The sequence below is a fragment of the Chthonomonas sp. genome, assembly GCF_035294165.1.
GTDB lineage: Bacteria > Armatimonadota > Chthonomonadetes > Chthonomonadales > Chthonomonadaceae > Chthonomonas.
The window spans coordinates 1-17,250 of sequence record NZ_DATGLN010000241.1 but is presented as its reverse complement, the minus strand read 5'-3'; the positions used below and the strand labels follow the sequence as shown (position 1 = coordinate 17,250).

General features: G+C 54.1%; 19 protein-coding genes. 3 read left to right on the top strand and 16 right to left on the bottom strand.

Annotation, left to right across the window (positions count from 1 at the left end; translation table 11 throughout):
- Positions 1–431: 431 nt before the first annotated feature.
- The 11 genes from VKV29_RS13625 to VKV29_RS13575 form a co-directional block, all read right to left on the bottom strand.
- Positions 432–1,190, bottom strand: a complete 759-nt coding sequence (locus VKV29_RS13625; protein WP_324201863.1) for a hydroxypyruvate isomerase family protein — start codon at positions 1,188–1,190, stop codon at positions 432–434.
- A gap of 100 nt (positions 1,191–1,290) precedes the next feature.
- The gene (locus VKV29_RS13620) at positions 1,291–1,536 is read right to left on the bottom strand and encodes a hypothetical protein (protein WP_324201862.1); all 246 of its coding nucleotides are present in this window, start codon (positions 1,534–1,536) and stop codon (positions 1,291–1,293) included.
- A 36-nt stretch (positions 1,537–1,572) separates the two neighbouring features.
- Positions 1,573–2,307 (bottom strand): response regulator transcription factor, encoded by a 735-nt coding sequence (locus VKV29_RS13615; RefSeq protein ID WP_324201861.1) that lies wholly within the window; start codon positions 2,305–2,307, stop codon positions 1,573–1,575.
- Between the two features lie 154 nt (positions 2,308–2,461).
- Positions 2,462–4,471: a GAF domain-containing protein gene (locus VKV29_RS13610; protein WP_324201860.1), complete on the bottom strand. Its 2,010-nt coding sequence runs from the start codon at positions 4,469–4,471 to the stop codon at positions 2,462–2,464.
- Between the two features lie 108 nt (positions 4,472–4,579).
- Positions 4,580–5,644 carry a zinc-binding dehydrogenase gene (locus VKV29_RS13605; RefSeq protein ID WP_324201859.1) on the bottom strand — a complete coding sequence of 355 codons (1,065 nt, stop codon included), beginning with the start codon at positions 5,642–5,644 and terminating at the stop codon, positions 4,580–4,582.
- Between the two features lie 158 nt (positions 5,645–5,802).
- Entirely contained in the window at positions 5,803–6,108 is a 306-nt protein-coding gene (locus tag VKV29_RS13600) for a hypothetical protein (RefSeq protein WP_324201858.1), read from the bottom strand.
- A gap of 41 nt (positions 6,109–6,149) precedes the next feature.
- Positions 6,150–7,322 (bottom strand): hypothetical protein, encoded by a 1,173-nt coding sequence (locus VKV29_RS13595; RefSeq protein WP_324201857.1) that lies wholly within the window; start codon positions 7,320–7,322, stop codon positions 6,150–6,152.
- Between the two features lie 36 nt (positions 7,323–7,358).
- Positions 7,359–8,063: a hypothetical protein gene (locus VKV29_RS13590; RefSeq protein ID WP_324201856.1), complete on the bottom strand. Its 705-nt coding sequence runs from the start codon at positions 8,061–8,063 to the stop codon at positions 7,359–7,361.
- Between the two features lie 66 nt (positions 8,064–8,129).
- Positions 8,130–9,323 carry an FAD/NAD(P)-binding oxidoreductase gene (locus VKV29_RS13585; RefSeq protein ID WP_324201855.1) on the bottom strand — a complete coding sequence of 398 codons (1,194 nt, stop codon included), beginning with the start codon at positions 9,321–9,323 and terminating at the stop codon, positions 8,130–8,132.
- Between the two features lie 15 nt (positions 9,324–9,338).
- A complete protein-coding gene (locus VKV29_RS13580) occupies positions 9,339–9,593 on the bottom strand; it encodes a sulfurtransferase TusA family protein (RefSeq protein WP_324201854.1) in 255 nt (84 codons plus the stop codon).
- A 42-nt stretch (positions 9,594–9,635) separates the two neighbouring features.
- On the bottom strand, positions 9,636–10,049 hold the full coding sequence (locus VKV29_RS13575; RefSeq protein ID WP_324201853.1) for a DsrE/DsrF/DrsH-like family protein: 414 nt from the start codon (positions 10,047–10,049) through the stop codon (positions 9,636–9,638).
- A 249-nt stretch (positions 10,050–10,298) separates the two neighbouring features.
- Here VKV29_RS13575 and VKV29_RS13570 point away from each other — a divergent pair, with 249 nt between their 5' ends.
- Genes VKV29_RS13570 through VKV29_RS13560 form a run of 3 tightly spaced genes read left to right on the top strand, consistent with a single transcriptional unit; the run spans position 10,299 to position 13,145 of the window.
- Positions 10,299–11,096, top strand: a complete 798-nt coding sequence (locus tag VKV29_RS13570; RefSeq protein WP_324201852.1) for a dolichyl-phosphate beta-glucosyltransferase — start codon at positions 10,299–10,301, stop codon at positions 11,094–11,096.
- Positions 11,093–11,890 carry a class I SAM-dependent methyltransferase gene (locus VKV29_RS13565; protein ID WP_324201851.1) on the top strand — a complete coding sequence of 266 codons (798 nt, stop codon included), beginning with the start codon at positions 11,093–11,095 and terminating at the stop codon, positions 11,888–11,890. The genes VKV29_RS13570 and VKV29_RS13565 overlap by 4 nt, the downstream gene beginning before the upstream one ends.
- 4 nt (positions 11,891–11,894) lie before the next feature.
- On the top strand, positions 11,895–13,145 hold the full coding sequence (locus VKV29_RS13560; protein ID WP_324201850.1) for a (Fe-S)-binding protein: 1,251 nt from the start codon (positions 11,895–11,897) through the stop codon (positions 13,143–13,145).
- 82 nt (positions 13,146–13,227) lie between these two features.
- On the opposite strand, the gene VKV29_RS13555 is transcribed toward VKV29_RS13560, so the two are convergent.
- From VKV29_RS13555 to VKV29_RS13535, 5 genes are all read right to left on the bottom strand, one after another.
- Complete coding sequence (locus VKV29_RS13555; RefSeq protein ID WP_324201849.1) at positions 13,228–13,452, bottom strand: hypothetical protein; 225 nt, start codon at positions 13,450–13,452, stop codon at positions 13,228–13,230.
- Positions 13,449–15,023 carry a hypothetical protein gene (locus tag VKV29_RS13550; protein ID WP_324201848.1) on the bottom strand — a complete coding sequence of 525 codons (1,575 nt, stop codon included), beginning with the start codon at positions 15,021–15,023 and terminating at the stop codon, positions 13,449–13,451. The genes VKV29_RS13555 and VKV29_RS13550 overlap by 4 nt, the downstream gene beginning before the upstream one ends.
- Before the next feature lie 139 nt (positions 15,024–15,162).
- Positions 15,163–16,167 (bottom strand): ABC transporter ATP-binding protein, encoded by a 1,005-nt coding sequence (locus VKV29_RS13545; protein ID WP_324201847.1) that lies wholly within the window; start codon positions 16,165–16,167, stop codon positions 15,163–15,165.
- Between the two features lie 8 nt (positions 16,168–16,175).
- Positions 16,176–17,021 carry a DUF6807 family protein gene (locus tag VKV29_RS13540; RefSeq protein ID WP_324201846.1) on the bottom strand — a complete coding sequence of 282 codons (846 nt, stop codon included), beginning with the start codon at positions 17,019–17,021 and terminating at the stop codon, positions 16,176–16,178.
- A 12-nt stretch (positions 17,022–17,033) separates the two neighbouring features.
- On the bottom strand, positions 17,034–17,250 hold a 217-nt coding region (locus VKV29_RS13535), incomplete at its 5' end, for a pyridoxal-phosphate dependent enzyme (RefSeq protein ID WP_324201845.1).

The following is a 17,250-nucleotide window of genomic DNA, read 5'->3' as shown; positions in this document are numbered from 1 at the left end:
TCCCTCTCGTACATGTCAATGGCAGGGCGCAGGGGGCGCGCCTGCAAGACGCCATCGGGGCCGAAAGGGAATTCGGCGTCCACGCGGATGAAGATAAGCTCGTTCGGAAGGAAGCCAAATCGGTAGCGTGTCATAGGTCTGTACCCGCTTCGATGGACATCGTTGTTTGTTGGTTCCCTTCGAGTTTGGTGCCTAATGTTGGGTGGTGCCTTTAAGAATTACGAGATAGAAAGGTGTGGGGTTGCGCACGAGCCGAGAGAATGAGGGAGAATTGCGCGTACCACACTAAATCTATATGATAATACTTTGCTTCATTCGGAATGGTTCCATTGGGCTTATCGAAGGGCTTTTCCGTTACGTTTGAACGGGGCGAACACCCTGTTCGCCCCCAACACCTTTTCTAAATTCGCTCTTCCCTTCAGGCGAGCCGGTTAAACGTTGCAGATTCGGTAGGCCTGTTCGAGTGAAGCGACGGCATCACGCGTGGGGGTGAACTCCTGCCCGACGTAGCCTTCGTAGTTGGTCTCGGCGATGGCACGCATGATGGCCGGGTAGTACAGCTCTTGCGAGTCGTCTATTTCGTGTCGGCCTGGATTTCCTGCCGTGTGGAAATGGCCGATATGCTCGATATGGTTTTTGATGGTGCGAATGATGTCGCCCTCCATGATCTGCATATGGTAGATGTCGTAGAGCAGCTTTACGCGCGGCGAGTCGACACGGCGACATACCTCGACGCCCCAGGCCGTGTGGTCGCACTGATAGTCGGGGTGGTCTACTTTGGAGTTCAGCAGCTCTAAGACAAGGGTAACACCGGCCTGTTCGGCCGCTTTTGCCACCCGGCGTAGCCCGTCAACCGTGTTTGTCAGCCCCTCTTCATCGGAGATGCCGCCTCGATTCCCGCTGAAGACGATGAGGGAGGGGATGTTCCATTTCAGGGCGATCTCCAAGTTCTGGTTGATCTCTTTCTCGATTCGGTCGTGATTCTCACGGCGGTTAAGGCCATCGGTGAGGGATTGATGACCTCCCATTGTCACGATGCGCAGTCCCGCGTCCACCACTTTCGGCCAAAGCTCTTGAGGGCACATTTCCACCCCGGCATAGCCTATTCGCTTTGCCTCCGCAATAAGCTTATCCGGCTCGATGGAGCGTGCAAATCCCCACCACGCCAGCGATTGTTTGATCGTTCCCATAGCCAACTCCTTCTTCTAAAAATTGGAGGATAGTACACACCCTACTATTTCTCTGTCGCATAGCCATCCTCCTGCATAGGAAACAAGATATGCAAGTATGCTATTTATGTGAGGGTGTTTCTCCAGTTTTGTCTAGAGTTGTATAAGGCGTGATTCTAATGTACCAGGCGACATGTCCGTCGAGACTCGCTGGCAAAATATCTTCCTTCTCAAGAAGGACTTCCCGACCGCTATCGAGCTGGCGATAACGTCCTGGAGGCGCATATTGTCCTGCATGGTATATCTTCTGATTGAGTTCTGTGTCTTCTTCAGGCGGTAGTGGTTGTGCAGTTTCAACACAATTCATCGTCTTGTTCTCCTTTTTAAGAAAGTGTGGATAGCTTTAGGTAAGCTCACCATCTGATTTAGGATTCTGGGTGAGCGAACTTTGGCCAGAGACGAGGCCGTGTTGTGCTGCCCAAACGGCAGCTTGCACGCGATCGGAGACACCGAGTTTGGCGATGATGTGCTCAACATGTGTTTTTACTGTGCACTCTGCGATAAAGAGAATGGATGCGATCTCTTTGTTGGATAATCCGGTAGCCAGAAGGCGTAGAACTTCCTGCTCCCGATCGGTTAGGGGTTCTATCAGTTCCTCGGCGTCTGCCGCTATTTGGCTGATGTTGCGTAAGGAGTGGACGAGGTCTTTGGGAGAGAGCAACATCTCCCCATTGGCTACAGCGCGAAGGGCTTGAAGCATCTCTTCACGGCTGATTCCCTTAAGGAGGTAGCCCGCTGCTCCGTTGGCCACTGCGCGGGCCATATAGATGGGGTTATCATAGGTCGTCAGCATAATAACAGAGGTGGTCGGGAACTCATGCTTTAAGCTAACGAGTGCCTCGAGACCGTCTCCTCCGGCCATGCGAATGTCGAGGAGTATTAGGTTAGGAAGTAGCTGTCGTGCGACCTCTAAGGCCTCGCGCCCGGAAGCTGCCTCACCGACGACTTTAAATTCCGTGTCTTCTAGCATACTCCGCACGCCTTCTCTCCAGATCGCATGGTCATCAACAATGAGAACGCGAATAGGTGACGAAGGCACGGGTAGATCGATTGTCTGAGAAGTATCTGACGAATTCATAGGTTTTACGGGCCAAGGTGCGCTGAAGAGTAGCCTTTTCAGGCACCCACCATCAGGCCCCTCCTTTCACAGGTTATGGATTGCCTGGCATTTGCGAATTGTGGCATTGGTACAGAACGATGGAAATCTTTGCATTATGTGCAGCTCATGTTGTTCAAGCTGGATCGGTTTTCATTTCATCTGCCTCCGTTATAGGGAAAGTGGCGTTTATTGTGGTACCGGCTCCTGGAGCACTTTGCAGATTATAGGTGCCTCCAAGCATTGCCACGCGTTCTGACATGCTGTGAAGGCCGAGGTGCCCCTGGTTTTCTAGGTTTTGGTCTATGGTAAAACCACATCCCCAGTCTTTAATTTCGAGGTGGAGGTGCCGGCGATTCGTCACCGGATCGGTCTCTTGAAAAAGGCTCAGGCGCACGCGATCTGTATGGGCATGCTTGCGCGCATTGGTGAGAGCTTCTTGGGCTACACGATAGATTGTGGTTTCAAGATCGGTAGTATAGCGGCGTCCGGCGATATTCTGCCGAAACTCGGCATCAGTCCAGCCGGCACGTCTTTTCTCTTCCAGTAGCAACTGCTCAAGAGCGCCAACGAGCCCGAGATCATCAAGTGCAAGTGCGCGTAATCCGTTGACGAGACGTCTAGATTCCATAACAGCTTCCTTAAGGTATCGCAGACTCTTATCGAGTTCAAGCCTAGCTCGCTCTTCTTTGCCTTTTTCTTGCGCATGTTGGAAGGCTTCAAGATGAGCGTGTGCGGCCATAATAAACTGGGTTAGACTGTCGTGAAGCTCATAAGCAATGGTACGACGTTCCTCTTCCTGGGCGGCAATGAGGCGGCTTACCAACATCCTTTGACGAGATAAGAGATGAAGATTATGAATAGCCACTGCAGCATAGGCACCCAACACGCGCACTGTGATCTCGTCGCTTTCTGTAAAAGGACCATCTTCCTTTTCGGTAAGATAGAGACTGCCAATAACAGTGTTTTCACGCAGAATAGGGACTCCGAGAAAACTTTTCATAGGAGGATGGTTTGGCGGAAAGCCAACTGATTGAGGATGTTTTCCTAGATCATCAATGCGCAACGGCTCGGTGCGATGCAAGAGAAGTCCGAGCACCCCTTTTCCTTTTGGACGAGGCCCGATAGCGGCTTCCTCTTCAGGGGTTAGTCCGGCTGTCGCAAACTCTATTAGCTCCTGCCCGTCCGGATGAACAACCCCAAGAGCGGCATAGCGTGCATGGGTAAGGGTGCGTGCGGCTTCGGCGATATGGCGGAGTACCTGTCGCCCTGTACGACTTGCGAGAATATCAAGGGCAACATGATTAACGGTCTCAAGAATAAGAGCGCGCTCAACAGCGGTCTGCTGGAGTGTTTGTAGTTGTGTTTCAGCACGCCGAAGATCATCAATATCAATCAAGGTACCGATCCAGCGCAGAATAGTGCCTGTTTGATCATGAAGGGGCTGCACATAGCCACGGTGCCAACGATAGGCAACGTTAGACACATCTTTAAGCCGCACCTCGGCCTCGAAGGCATAACCACTTTGAAGGGCCTGCTGCCACTGCTTGAGCCAAGACGGAATATCTTCGGGATGCAATAGATGCTGCCCGAAAGAAGCAACATCTTCTATCGGTAGGTCGGAAGTGGGAGACCACTTTCGATTACAGTAAGTTATGCGTCCATCTGGTTCAGCGATCCATAGCACTTGTGGCATGGCTTCAAAGATAGCGATATTTTCTAACGTTTTATATTGCTGCTTGATTTCATCGTGATGTCGCTCCGGTGTTTTTTTTACAATCAGAAGAGCACCCGTCCATTTTGTCTCTGCATTGCAAAGTGGAAAGGCGGTTATTGTAACCGGCAGTAGGTTTTGATATTGGTCGAGGTGCATCGTTTCAAAGCAGACTGACTGACCTTCCCGCATTTGTTGCAGCAGATAGTCCATCTCTGCACGATTTTCTTGGGGGGTAAGCAGAGAAAAAGGGTGCCCCCTAACCTCCTCCGCTGTGCGTCCGTAAATGCGTTCAGCACCTTTGCTCCAGTATGTAATTGTGCCGTCGGGCCTCACCATAACAATGGCGTCCTCCATGGGTTTGAGCAGCACATTAAGCTCATGTTCACCTTCAAAACCATCGAAGTGATCTAATGGGACATGGATCGGCATGGGAACTACTCCTTCCTGAAAGTACAGGATTAGTTCGCCATCCGCACCCGTTAGTTCCTGCTAAGAAAGCCTGCTCCTAGTATGTTCGAGAAGAGGCATCTACGAACTTTATGGATGGATCGCCACCTTAATAACTCCATCGCGTCTTTCGCCGAATAGCTCATAAGCCTCTCGAATGTTATCGAGGGAGAATGAGTGAGTTAGGAGAGGAGTGAGGTCTACACGATGATGTCGAACGGTTTCAAGTAGCCGTCGCATCCGTTCCTTGCCGCCTGGGCAGAGCGTTGTTACGATTCGGATATCGGCGATGCCGGCCCCAAACGCTTCATATGGGATGGAGAGCTTTCCAGAATAGACACCCAAGCTCGAAAGCGTGCCACCGGGGCGTAGACAGCGCAGCGCACTCTCGAAGGTTGTTTGACTTCCAAGAGCTTCAATGGCGACATCGGCACCTCCCTCGGTTAGGCGCTTAACCTCGGCGACGACATCCTGTTCTTGTGGGTTCAATACCACATCTGCACCCATGCGTCGTGACATTGCTAGACGTACAGGGTCGGTATCTACCCCGATGATGAAGGCTGCCCCCATTAACCGTGCCCCTGCTGTGGCGCAAAGTCCAATAGGTCCTTGTGCAAAGACAACGACCGTATCTCCTATTTTGATCTGCGCCGACTCGGCTCCTCCGAAACCGGTTGAGGCGATGTCAGCTAGGAGCACGGCCTGTTCATCGGTGACATCCGGTGGGATTTTGGCTAAATTCGCCTGAGCATAAGGAACAAGGAGATATTCTGCCTGAGCGCCGTTAATGGTATTTCCGAATCGCCAGCCGCCTAGCGCCGAATATCCAGAACCGTGGCCACACTGAGAAGAATGCCCAGATAAACAGGCGTTGCACTGACCACATGGGGTAATGGCTCCAACAAGCACGCGCTCGCCAACATTATAACCGCTTACTCCAGGCCCAAGCTCTTCAACGACACCGACAGGTTCGTGCCCGATAACAAGCCCTGGCCGAACGGGGTATTCACCACGCACGATGTGCAGGTCGGTTCCGCAGATGGTGGTAAGAGTGATTCGAATAACCGCTTCACCCGGACCGGCATGGGGTTTCGGCACCTCCTGAATCTCAAACGAGTTAACTCCTCGAAAAACGTTCGCACGCATTGTTTCCATCTTTCAGGCTCCATGAAAGCTATTTAGGTATCTGACCGATCTCATTCTGCAACAGGGTTTAGAAGAAAAGCATCCGCGAAATGGCGGATTTAAAGTTGTCGTCTGTGTAGCCTTCAAGAAGAGGGGAGGGCTTCCTCCCCTCTTCAGCACTGCCTGTTTTAGTGAGCCGCTTTTGAGTGGCAAGAGGTCGCCGGTTTTTTGCAGCCGCAGACCCAGCAAGTCTTTTTCCAATCGCTAGGGTGGTGAAGGGTCATCTTCTGTCCACAGTGTATGCAGGTAAAGGTAACTAGGAACTTTTTCTTTGGAGTGGGATGCCGATGCTTCTGTAGCTTCGACTTGTGCGATGGAATAGAGGTTCGATGCTTTGCAGCATGATGGGTCTGCCCGAAGGCGATACCACTTGGCATTCCTACAATCAGAAGGAAGGCAAGCAGTAAGGCAGGGAGATAGATGTGTTTGTGCATTTTAGTTTCCTCCTAAATTTTGAAAGGATCGGTGTCGCCTTTCAGTAGAGCAGCCAAATCGAGGCCGACCATGCATCGTCGTTCGGATTGTATTGATGACGATACTCCAGGCCAAGACGGGCTCCGTTACTAATAAGGTGACCGATGGCAAAGGTGAGAGCGTCGGTTGTAGGAGTGCCGGGTGCATCAGAGGGTTGAGCGGTATCGTACCTGATTGCATAGGCCGTCCGGTTGTGGGAGTAGAGATCGGCTTCGAGGATTGAGCCGAAACTGTTAGCACTTGCACTACTAGAGATACGATCACGGCCCCAGAGCAGCCCACCGTTCAACTCCACGCGGTAACGTGGGATACCGGCATCTCCTGGTTCAAGTATTCTCGCATAGGTAACAAACAACCCCGCACGTTGGAAGTGATTATTAAAACCAAGAAACGATGTTTTGCCGAGATAGTAGAAGCCGCCTATAGAACTGCCGGTTTCAGGAAAGATACGTTCCACTTGAAACACCACATCGCGTAGTCGGCTGTTTGCTAGGGGGCTGTCTCCCGCCGAATCGATTCCATTCAACCATGAAAAGCGGGCGAAGAAGTTGTTGCTACTATAGCCTGCTTCTATACCGCGTTCGAGGTCCTCTAGGGAGAGGTTTCCTTGTCCCGCCCCACTAAGCGGCCCGAAAGCTCCGAACAGTGTCGGGTCGGTTAGGGTAATACTACGCGCCCCTAGCAGTTGATAGCCGTCTAAAATAGGGAACTGACCAACCCTAAGTGACCAAGCGGTACCTTTGGGCGAGGTGTTGTATTGTGTCCAAACTTCGCCGAAACCTGAGCTTGTATCTGCCACATTCGACATGGAGTACTCTGCACGTAGCGCCCAGTGGCTTTCAACTGCGGTTGCAAGTTCGATATTTTCGTAGGGTATCGTCGTGCTATTCGTCTCTCGGGAGTGGGTAGCATCTACTTCGCTCATGAAGGTGATCATGTTGGTAAGCGTGTAAGACTTTGGTGGATTGATGGGGAGACGAAAGCCCGCACGGTAGAAGGCATACCCGAAGGGGGTGAGCCGTGGTACCATCGAGTGGCAGCGCGCGCAAGGAAGGTGATATTTGCGCGCAAACACCGGATAGGCAACAGCTCTTTGAGGTAAATAGGCGAGCAGCCCTACCAGGATTGGGAGGACACAAAAATAACCACTACCCTTGTTTTTCATAGTTTGCATTGAACTTTGCTCTCCTAGTTTGGGAAAAATAAGGTTTTAGTTTTTCGATTGGGTAGAATCGGCATTTGTGGGGAATGCCAGTTTCAGACCGACGTCGGACAGAGCTTTTTTAAGCTTTGATGCCTGCTCGGATGTCCAGAAGCCCTTTAGATGAATGAGCCATTGTTGACCACTGGCCAGGGGTTCGACTTTAACTCCCCCAAAAGGCTTCACGATCTGTAGGAGTTGTTCTGGCGTTATACCGGTTTGGCCTGCAATGGGAAGAAGAATGGTGTGACGGTCAATGAGAAGTGACCGAAGGCCGGAGCTGGGATTATTAGGTTGGTTCAAGGTGAGATGCAGCACCGTTCCGAAAGGCAGGGCATTTAGGAGGGCACGCCAGGTATTTTGTGGGATAGGCTGCCAAGCCAGACATTCCGCGTTACTGCTCTCGCAGTTGCATTCGGTGCAAATTTTTGCCGCAGCGCTTGCTTTGAACTGTTGCAGCTGATGACAGTCGTGACAGGTTCCTCCAATAATCGTGTTGCCATCTATCGGCACTGAGATGGGAGCGGTCTGCCCGGCGATCAGCAGTGTTAGCCGATCTTCTGTTTTGGAGATTCCCAACAGGGTTGCTGTAATCGTTGGTGAGTTCGATGCGTTGTGCGGATCGGTTTGTGTGGCAGCACCTGATCGCGACATCAGGATAGGAAGTACCAGCAATATGGAGAAACTCTGTGTAATGAACCTAGTAGTGTTCATGATATTCTCCTCCTACTTAGGGTTAGAATCTAGTTTTCTATTCTGCGATCGTAGTCCTTATGCTACTTACACTCTCCCGGAAGGCACAATATACCAGTACAGACGGTTGAACAGCTGCTTTTCCAGATGATAGTACCGATTTGGGCGGGGCGGGGCCGGAGGATGACTATAGTCGAAGACAAGCTGAGTGGCCTTGCCATATCCGGTCTCCAAGAAGCACATAACCTCTCCATCATAAAGAGCGGTGTCTGTGTCTTGGGCTTCTTCCCGAAGCGATGCAACTATTCGTGCCGTCACTACCTTGGCCTCGAAATGGGCTGCCGAACCGCTTTTAGAAACCGGTAGATCGGTGGCATCGCCTATGGCGAAGACACCTTCTTGCCCCTTGACCTCGAGAGTGTAGCGGTCGGTGGGTAGCCATCCCTGAGCATCACCGAGGCCGGACTCTTCGATAACCTTTGCCCCTCTATGAGGTGGCACGATCACGAGCAGGTCGTAGGTAAAACTATCGCCTTCCAGCGAAGTCAGTTGCCGTTTTTCTGTATCCACCTCGGCGAGGTTAACGAAAGTTTGGTATTTGATTTTTCTCTCTTCTAAGAGGGGCGTAACCAGCTCTGCAACGGTTTCGATTGGGAAAACACGTGGCAGTGGGTAGAGATATTCGATCTCGACTTGATCGCGTATGCCTCTCTTGCTGAGCCATTCGTCCAGTAAAAACACAAACTCTAACGGAGCTGGTGGGCAGCGATAGGGCACGCCGCCGATTGCAACAACGATGCGCCCTTTTTGAAACTCCTGGAGTGCCTGATAGAGGTTCTGTGCCCCCTCTCGATGATAGAAGTCGTGCCACTTCCCTAAACCTTCTGAAAGGCCGGGAAGGTCTTCTAGGTATAGTCGCGCTCCTGTAGCGAGCACAAGATAATCATAGGCGAAAGTTGCTTTTTTGGCGCCGCCCATATTGCCGATGAGGTCGGCCTGAGGGGGTGGCTCAACCGTAACCTCTCTTTGCTTTGTATCTATATGTGTTGCCGTGCCTACGATAAACTTTACACGAGGATCGAGTAGGCTGCTTTCGGGTCGCGCGTCGCTGTTATCCTGCCCTTGAAAAGGAATATAAAGCCAGGCAGGCATATAAAGATGGTCTTCTGAGGCGGATATCAGAGTGACCTCGGCTTCTTGGGGGGAAAGCGTATGGGCGAGCAAATTAGCCGTAATCGTGCCGCCGACGCCACCCCCCACAATAAGAATGTGTTTGGGCATTGGTGCTGCAACCTCCTAATGTGTCTTGCGAACGACGAACCGGGTGTACCCTTCTTGAGGAAACACACCGACCAGCTCATGTTTTGCTTTTTCTACCCATGCAGGAATATCTTTGACGGAACCTGGGTCGCTAGAGAGTACCGCGATGGTGCCACCAACCGGCAGGGTCTTTATCCCGCGGATCAGTTCCATTAAAGGACCGGGGCAAAAGCTGCCACGTGCATCTATCTCTTGGGTAACTTCTATTTTCTGCTGTTCGGGTGTAGACATGTTTGGAATTCTCCTTACTTTGTAGTATCATTCACGTCTTTGCTATATAAAGAGCGTGATTTTTCCCTCTTTTGCGCGCTCGGCGAAGGTGGCCACGCCAACAACGTCATCAACGAGCGTTAAGTCCTCATGGTGTAAGTCGAAGAGGTCCATAGACATCCCACAGGCGTAGACCTTAACCAAGCCGACTTCTTTGGCGCTTTCGATGTTCTCTTGCCAGGAGGGCACCTTTTTGGTCTGCATAACCTGCAGCATTTGAGACTCTTGCGCAGCAAAGTCTGCGCTGATATGCATCTGTGTTGGGTCTGCGTCTTTTCGGAAGGCGAGAAGGCCCCACATGGTCAGGAAAAGCTCGACTTCCATCCCCATGGCTGCGGCTCCTCCAGTGAGAATGGAGGCGGCCATGAGTTTGTCTAGGGTTCCTGAGAACAGGATAATGGACATACGATCTTGCATAGTGTGCTCCTTTCGGTTCCGTGTGTTGGAACCCATCTCTTTTGGTGTTACACGCTCATTGTACAGGAGGGTATGGGGTCAGCACATCCGCTAAACGGCGGATTATTCGAGGAGTCGCACGTTTGGCTTGGGGCAAGCCTAGGGTACTGAGGAAAAGGGCGAATAGATTCTGCAGGGAGCGGGTATATAATATAGGAAGTCCGGGAGGAACTGAACTTCGCGCGGACGGTTTCTTTGGAGGTGAACTGTTTGAGCCACGAACCCCAGACGGAGGCGACGGCCTCGTCCGATGCTGTCTCCCCCTATCTTAGTGTGGTTGTGCCGGCCTTTAACGAGGAGAAACGGCTAGGCCCCTCCCTCAAGCGCATGCTGGCCTACTTCGATTCACAGCCCTACTCCTACGAAATTCTCGTTGTAAGCGATGGCAGCACCGACGGCACAGAGGAGCTTGTGCGCCGCATGTCGGCCTGTCGGCCCCAGGTGCAGTTGCTGGCCTATACGCCGAACCGGGGCAAAGGCCACGCCGTCCGTTACGGCATGCTGCGCGCTAAGGGCGAACGCCTGCTCTTTACCGATGCCGACCTCGCCACCCCCATTGAAGAGGTGGAAAAGCTGCACTCCAAGCTCGACGCGGGCTATGATATTGCCATCGGTTCGCGCGATGTGCTCGGCTCCGAGTTGGTAAAGCGTCAATCCTGGCTGAGAGAGACCGCCGGAAAGACCTTCAATCGTCTTGTACGTCTGCTTACCGTGCCCGGCATTCATGATACGCAGTGTGGGTTTAAGCTTTTCTCACGTTCTGCGGCCCACACCATTTTTAGCCGTTGTCGTATTGACCATTTTGCCTTCGATGTCGAGGTGCTCTATTTAGCGATCCGCGTTTTCGAGTTTCAGGTTGCTGAGGTGCCCGTGCGTTGGGCACATCAGGAGGGATCGAAGGTTCATCTGCTGCGGGACGGGCTGCGGATGGTGCGCGCCGTTTGGCGCATCCGTACCACCCGTTATCGGGGAATAACAGCCCCCTCTCTAGAGCTGCCCCTGCGATGAAAACGGCTGAATACGAGCGAATGTATCGCCTAGAAGAGGCGTATTGGTGGTTTGTTGGCCGTCAGGCGTTACTTGAACTGCTCCTCGCACGGTTTTATGGAGACCATGCTGCCGGGAAAGACGCACCGATTATTTTAGATGTAGGGTGTGGAACCGGAGCGATTTCGCGGAGGCTCACCAAGTGGGGGCGGGTGGTCTCCACCGATTTTTCCGCTTTGGCGTTGGAGTACTCTCGCAGACGCGGGCTTCAACACCTTTTGCGGGCCGATGCCATGCGCTTGCCGTTTGCCACAGGCTCGTTTGATCTGGCCGTTTGTATGGACGTGCTTGAGCACTTGCCGGATGACCACGCGGCGCTGTGTGAACTGTTTCGCGTTTTGAAACCGGGGGGACGGCTTATTGCCACCGTGCCGGCCTATCCGCATCTATGGGGCGAGCATGACCTCGCCCTTATGCATTTCCGGCGTTACTTGCGGCATGAGCTGGAGGATCGGGTGAATCGGGTTGGCTTTCGCATCCAAAAGATAACGCATATCATGACGCTGCTCTATCCTGTGGTGGCCTTACAACGGCGCCTGCTGGCCAAACGTCCCCCGCACGACCCCCCTCAGGCGGCGATGCCGATGGTGCCCGGCTTCGTTAATCAAGCACTCATTGCCCTGTTAAAGCTGGAGAACCAATGGGCCTGTCGCTTGTCGCTGCCCTTCGGTTTAACGATATTATGTATTGCGGAGCGACCCGAAGTGCCTGTAGTGCAGCACAGAGCGGATTGTTCTGAGAAACTGGCGGTATAGGATTATGGATGGCGTAGAAGAGAAAACTCTCAAATGCATTCGTTGCGGTTTTTGTTTAGATGCCTGCCCTACCTTTCGTCTAACCGGCCAGGAGACCCTTAGTCCGCGCGGGCGCATCTATCTGGTACGTTCCTGGCATGAGGGCGTTATCCCTTTGAATGAAGAAGTTGTAGAGGCCCTCGACACCTGTTTGGGCTGTCGTGCCTGCGAAACCGCCTGTCCCTCTGGGGTGGAGTATGGGGCGATTCTGGAGATGGCGCGTGCCGAAATAGAGGCCAACCACAAGCGTCCGCGTTTGCAGGGCATGGCGCGCAAGCAACTTGTAGACCTGCTGGCGAACCCCAAAAGGTTGGCGCTCTCCTTGAAGGCGGGGCGTCTGTTGCCAAGTGCACGGCAGGGCAGGCTTCCCGGTTTCGCTGCGAAGCTGCTGTCCGGTACCACCGATACGCCGGTGCGACTGCCGCGGAGCCACGGAAAGGCCGTTCCTCTACCGGAGAGAAGTCCGGCTGTAGGGGAGAAGAGATATACGGTCGGCATGCTCACCGGCTGCGTTATGCAGGTGTTATTTGGCGATATTAACTCCGCGACGGTGCGGGTTTTGCAAAAAAACGGGTGCGAGGTGCTGGCGCCTTCACGTTTAGGCTGCTGTGGCGCCTTGCATCTGCATGTGGGGCTGTTGGAGGAGGCGCGACGTTATGCGCAAGCCTTCCTGGATGCTTTGTCGCCGTTTTTAGAGGAGATGGATGCTTTTGTGGTTAATTCGGCCGGATGTGGTTCCACGTTGAAGGAGTATGCGGAGCTGTTGCACCACGACCCGGCTTATGCGGAGCGGGCGCATCGTTTTGCGGAGAAGGTACGCGACGTTAGCGAGTGGCTGATGGAGATAGGGCTTTCGACCCGGCCGAACCCTTTATCTCTAACGGTGACCTATCACGATGCCTGCCATTTAGCCCATGCCCAACGCATCCGTAGCCAGCCGCGCGCTCTGTTGCAGACCATTCCGGAGCTGAAACTGGTGGAGCTAGAGGAGGCGGATACCTGTTGTGGGAGCGCTGGAGTCTATAACATCACCCAGCCGGAAATGGCAAAGAGGCTGCTGGATCGAAAGATCGAGAACATTCGGGCTACAGGAGCAAGCTATGTGGCAACCGGCAATCCGGGGTGTTTGGCATGGATAGAGCAAGGTGTTGAAGATGCGAAACTGGCCATAAAAGTGTGCCATCCGGTCGAGCTACTGGATAGAGCGCTTTCCTAAAAAATATTTCGGCAAAAACCAACCCTAGGGTAGGAGACACAAAATCTCCTACCTTCTTTTTGCGACGTCAACTTTCAAAGCATTAGGCGTGCCAGTGGCCGCTGCCCTTATTACCTCCGCCTCCTCCATGGGTTTCAATGCCGTCGTCGGCGATGGTGGCGGGAGGAGCGGTTTTCGTTAGGGTAAGGCTATACGGGTGTCGGGCTTGAGAATGCTTGCTCTGTGCGGTAAAGAGCAGGCAGGTCAGCACCAAAAGCGCGGGCACACCGATAAGCCATTTTACGACTACAGCCAAAGATTTTTTCATTGGGGGTTTTCCTTTCCGAGTTCGGTTTCCAGCCAGTTCCACCACGAGACCAGGTCAGGATCGCGAATCTGGAACAGAGTTTGCAAAAGTTTATCCGGCGGGCACGAAGGCCAGTTCGCCTTCAGCGCCGTTTCCAGCGCCCGTTTTGCCTCGATGTAGTAGTGATCCTTCACATAGGCCAGCAAAAGGTTCACTACGCGCATCGGGGTCGGTTTCTGCACGGCGATCTGGGCATAGTAGAGAGCACGCTCGATATTCTTCTCTCTATTGCGACCGGCGTCGAACCATGTGAGATAGATGTCGGCGATGTTGTTGGCAGCGATATAGCGTTCATCGCCGGCTTTTGAATCGGTTAGAATCAGTTGATACAGTTGAAGCGCTTCTCGAAGGTGCCCCTGTTGGATGAGGGTGGCACCGGCCTCGGTAAGCGCAGGATAGAACATGCTATCTTTCTCGAACGCCCGTTTATAGTATACAACAGCTTCTTCCAATTTTCCACCCTTGCGAAGTTGCCAGGCTTTTTCGTAGAGCGCCTGCGCCTCATCAGAGGTGGAGGTGGGGCGATCGCCGATGGTATAGGTATCGAGAACGCGCACGGTTTTGCGCATTTCCGGCGAGGGCGGCTCGACGCCATCTGCAAAGCTTACTTCGTTCACGATGGCCTCGTCCACATTCCCTTGCGGATCGAGCGTATTCGCGGAGCGAGCGGCCCAGGTGCTTTGGAGCAATCGGGAGCGCAGGGCTTCTTTACGGGCCTCGTTCCACGTGGCTACAGACGATTTTGGCTGAGCGTTCTGGCGTCGGCCTGGGGCGGTTTTGGATTGCAGCAGAACATGGAGGAAGGGGTTATCGGCATCGCACTGTTGTCGGAGGAGGCGAAGCAGGGTGGCACGGGCGCGGCAGACCGCTTGACGTTCTCGATCGGTTTCTGGGGGGACGTACTGCCCCTGTTGGCGTTGGCGCTCGCGTGCAATATCATGCTTAAGGGCTTCGAGATAGTTTTGAGGGAGGGCGCGTAACGCTTGGGCCAACGCTTGGCGGAAGCGCGCTCGCTCCTCCTTCTCTATGAGGGACGCTTCTGGGTAGGCCGCCTCGGAGGTATCGGCGATGACATCGCGCAGGCAAAGGCCTTCGTCCTCATCTCCTATCGGCTGATCAAGGGAAACGGTGGGGACTTCACGCCGTGCGATTCGTTCCGCATCGCTAATAACGGAGCGAATGCAGCGGCTGAGATAGGCTACGGGGTCGGGAAAGAGGCTGTCGAGGGCGGTAGAGAAATCTACGCCCTGCAGATGGGCAGCGGCATGGTATTGCCGTAGAGCCACACGAGCCATCTTACGGCAGGCCTCTTCAAGAGCCACATAGCAGTCGTTTGCGCTAAGACGTGGGGGAAGGAGCCGTCCATCTTCAAGAGGGCGCGGTGAGGAGAGAAGGGTGACGGCGCGCGCTCCATAGCGCTGCAGGACGGTGTCCGTTGCTTTTCTGAGGGTTTCATCGTTCAGAAGAGCCTCAGGCCGTCCGCACGTTTCTGGAGGCTTCGGTAGTGGCCATACCGTTACCTGTGTTTTCACGGGCTATCTCCTCGGAACAGGTTGCAGTCGGTACGCACCTGCGCCCGGCTTACATTCTCTGTAACGTATCGGCGTGTGCTCCGTGACAGTTTGATGCTGTGACCGCACACACCGGCCTTATTGGAGGGCTTCCACTTGTTTAGACGGATGAAACGACCGATGGGGTTCCGTGTTTTTGATCTTCATAAAGCAGGCAGCGAACCTGTTGACCGGACGACAGGCTGTAGAGGGGCACATTTTCTTTATCGCAGCGATTGGGGATGCGGGCGCTACATCTCGGAAAGAAGGGGCACCCTGTAGGCTTTTGGGTGAGGCTAGGAGGCTGGCCGGGAATGGTGGGAAGGCGTTGGCGCCGCGCCTCTGGCTCCTCAAGTGGGATGGTGGCGGCAAGAAGGCCTTGGGTATAGGGATGGAGCGGGGTACGAAATATCTGCTCGGTGGTGCCGGCCTCCACCAGTTGGCCGGCATACATGACGAGGGTTCGATTGCATGTCTCGGCCACAATGCCGAGGTCGTGAGTAATGAGAAGCAGACCGGAGCCGTTTTGGCGTTGGAGGGCCGCCATGCGATCCAGAATTTGGGCTTGCACGGTGACATCGAGAGCCGTGGTGGGTTCGTCGGCGATGAGGAGAAGCGGCTTGCAGGCGAAGGCCATGGCAATGAGCACGCGCTGGCGTTGGCCGCCGGATAGTTCGTAGGGAAACTGCCGCATTTTTTGTTCGGGGGTAGGGATGTGCACGGTTTTGAGAAGTTCAACGGCGTAGTCGTAGGCGGCCTTGCCTTTAAGAGGCAGGTGGATTCGGATGGCTTCGAGCAGTTGGGCACCGATGGACATCGTGGGATCGAGAGAGGAGAAGGGGTCTTGGAAGATAATGGCCATCTGCTGCCCGCGGAGTTTTTGGAGGAACTTAGAGGGTTTGCCGATAAGCTCCTCACCGTCGAAGCGAATAGAGCCTCCGGTAATTTTAGCGGGGGGCAACCCCATGAGGGCAAGCGCCGTGGCGCTTTTCCCGGAGCCCGATTCACCCACTAACCCCACGGTCTCGTTGCGGTCGAGGGTAAAAGAGAGGTCGCTTACAGCGTAGACCGTCTGTTCTGCGGTTTGAAACTGCACCTGAAGGTTTTGCACTTCTAGCAGCGGCATGGGGTTGGTTAGGGCACTCCCAGAAGATGTTCTTTGGCAAAATCCTGCAGTCGGGCGCCCGTCCAACCGAAATCCACGTAGCCGTCGTGCACGATAAGCCGATAGCGCAGCGAGATGGCTTTGGCAAGGTTTTGCGCAAACCCGCTCCACAGGAGGGGGGAAGGGGAGAGAGTGCCATCGGCAGAGAGGTTCCAGTCGGTGGGGAAGAAGGGGTTTTGGGGGTGGTCCATCAGAGCGAAGCCGACTGTCTCTTTTTGGATGACGCCCACAAAGCCACACCAGGCCGCGCTGCGCCGATGGATTTGTTCTATGCCGATGGCGCCACGACTGTTTCGGGCGAGGCCGGTTTCACGAAGGAACGGCTCGGCGATGTAGAGTTGCAGCAGATCATGCGGGGCATTGCCGAAGACGATTTCGCGCCCCGCGCAGGGGCGTAGATGCAGAAAAATGTCGAGAATGCGAGAGGGGCCTGGGCCGGGAAGAGCACGAAAGATGCGCGTTTCGGCGATGATCGGCTCCCCGACGGGGGTAATCCAGAGGCTATCCTGACGAAGCCCTACGGAGCATGGACCTCGGCGCGCCATGGTGGAAAGGGGAACGATGGCGCCTTTGGGATAGGCAGAGTTTGAGGAGGGGGTAAAGTCGAAACCATCCACATTTTCACGGGCGATGCCGAGCACGATGCCTGCCTCGTTCGGCTTGAGAACGGGCCTTCGGTCTTTGGCATAGACAGCGGTAAAACCACAGGGCGCGACCGAGGAGGTTCGGTAGACGGCAAACAGCCCGCCGTAAATCCAAAACTCCACGCGCCCAGGCCGGGCGATAAGCGTTACAGGGTTTTCTTCAGGAAGCATGGGCTTCCGACCTCACTCTTCATAGATGGAGTAAGTTGGCGTTGAAAGGTAGCGTTCGCCGGTATCGGGGACGATCACCACGATCAGCTTCCCTGCATTTTCGGGGCGTTTCGCCACTTCAACGGCGGCCCACACGGCCGCTCCGGCCGAGATGCCGGCAAAGATGCCTTCTTCTCGGGCAAGCCGGCGTGCCATCTCCATGCTATCGGTTTCGCAAACCTGGATGACC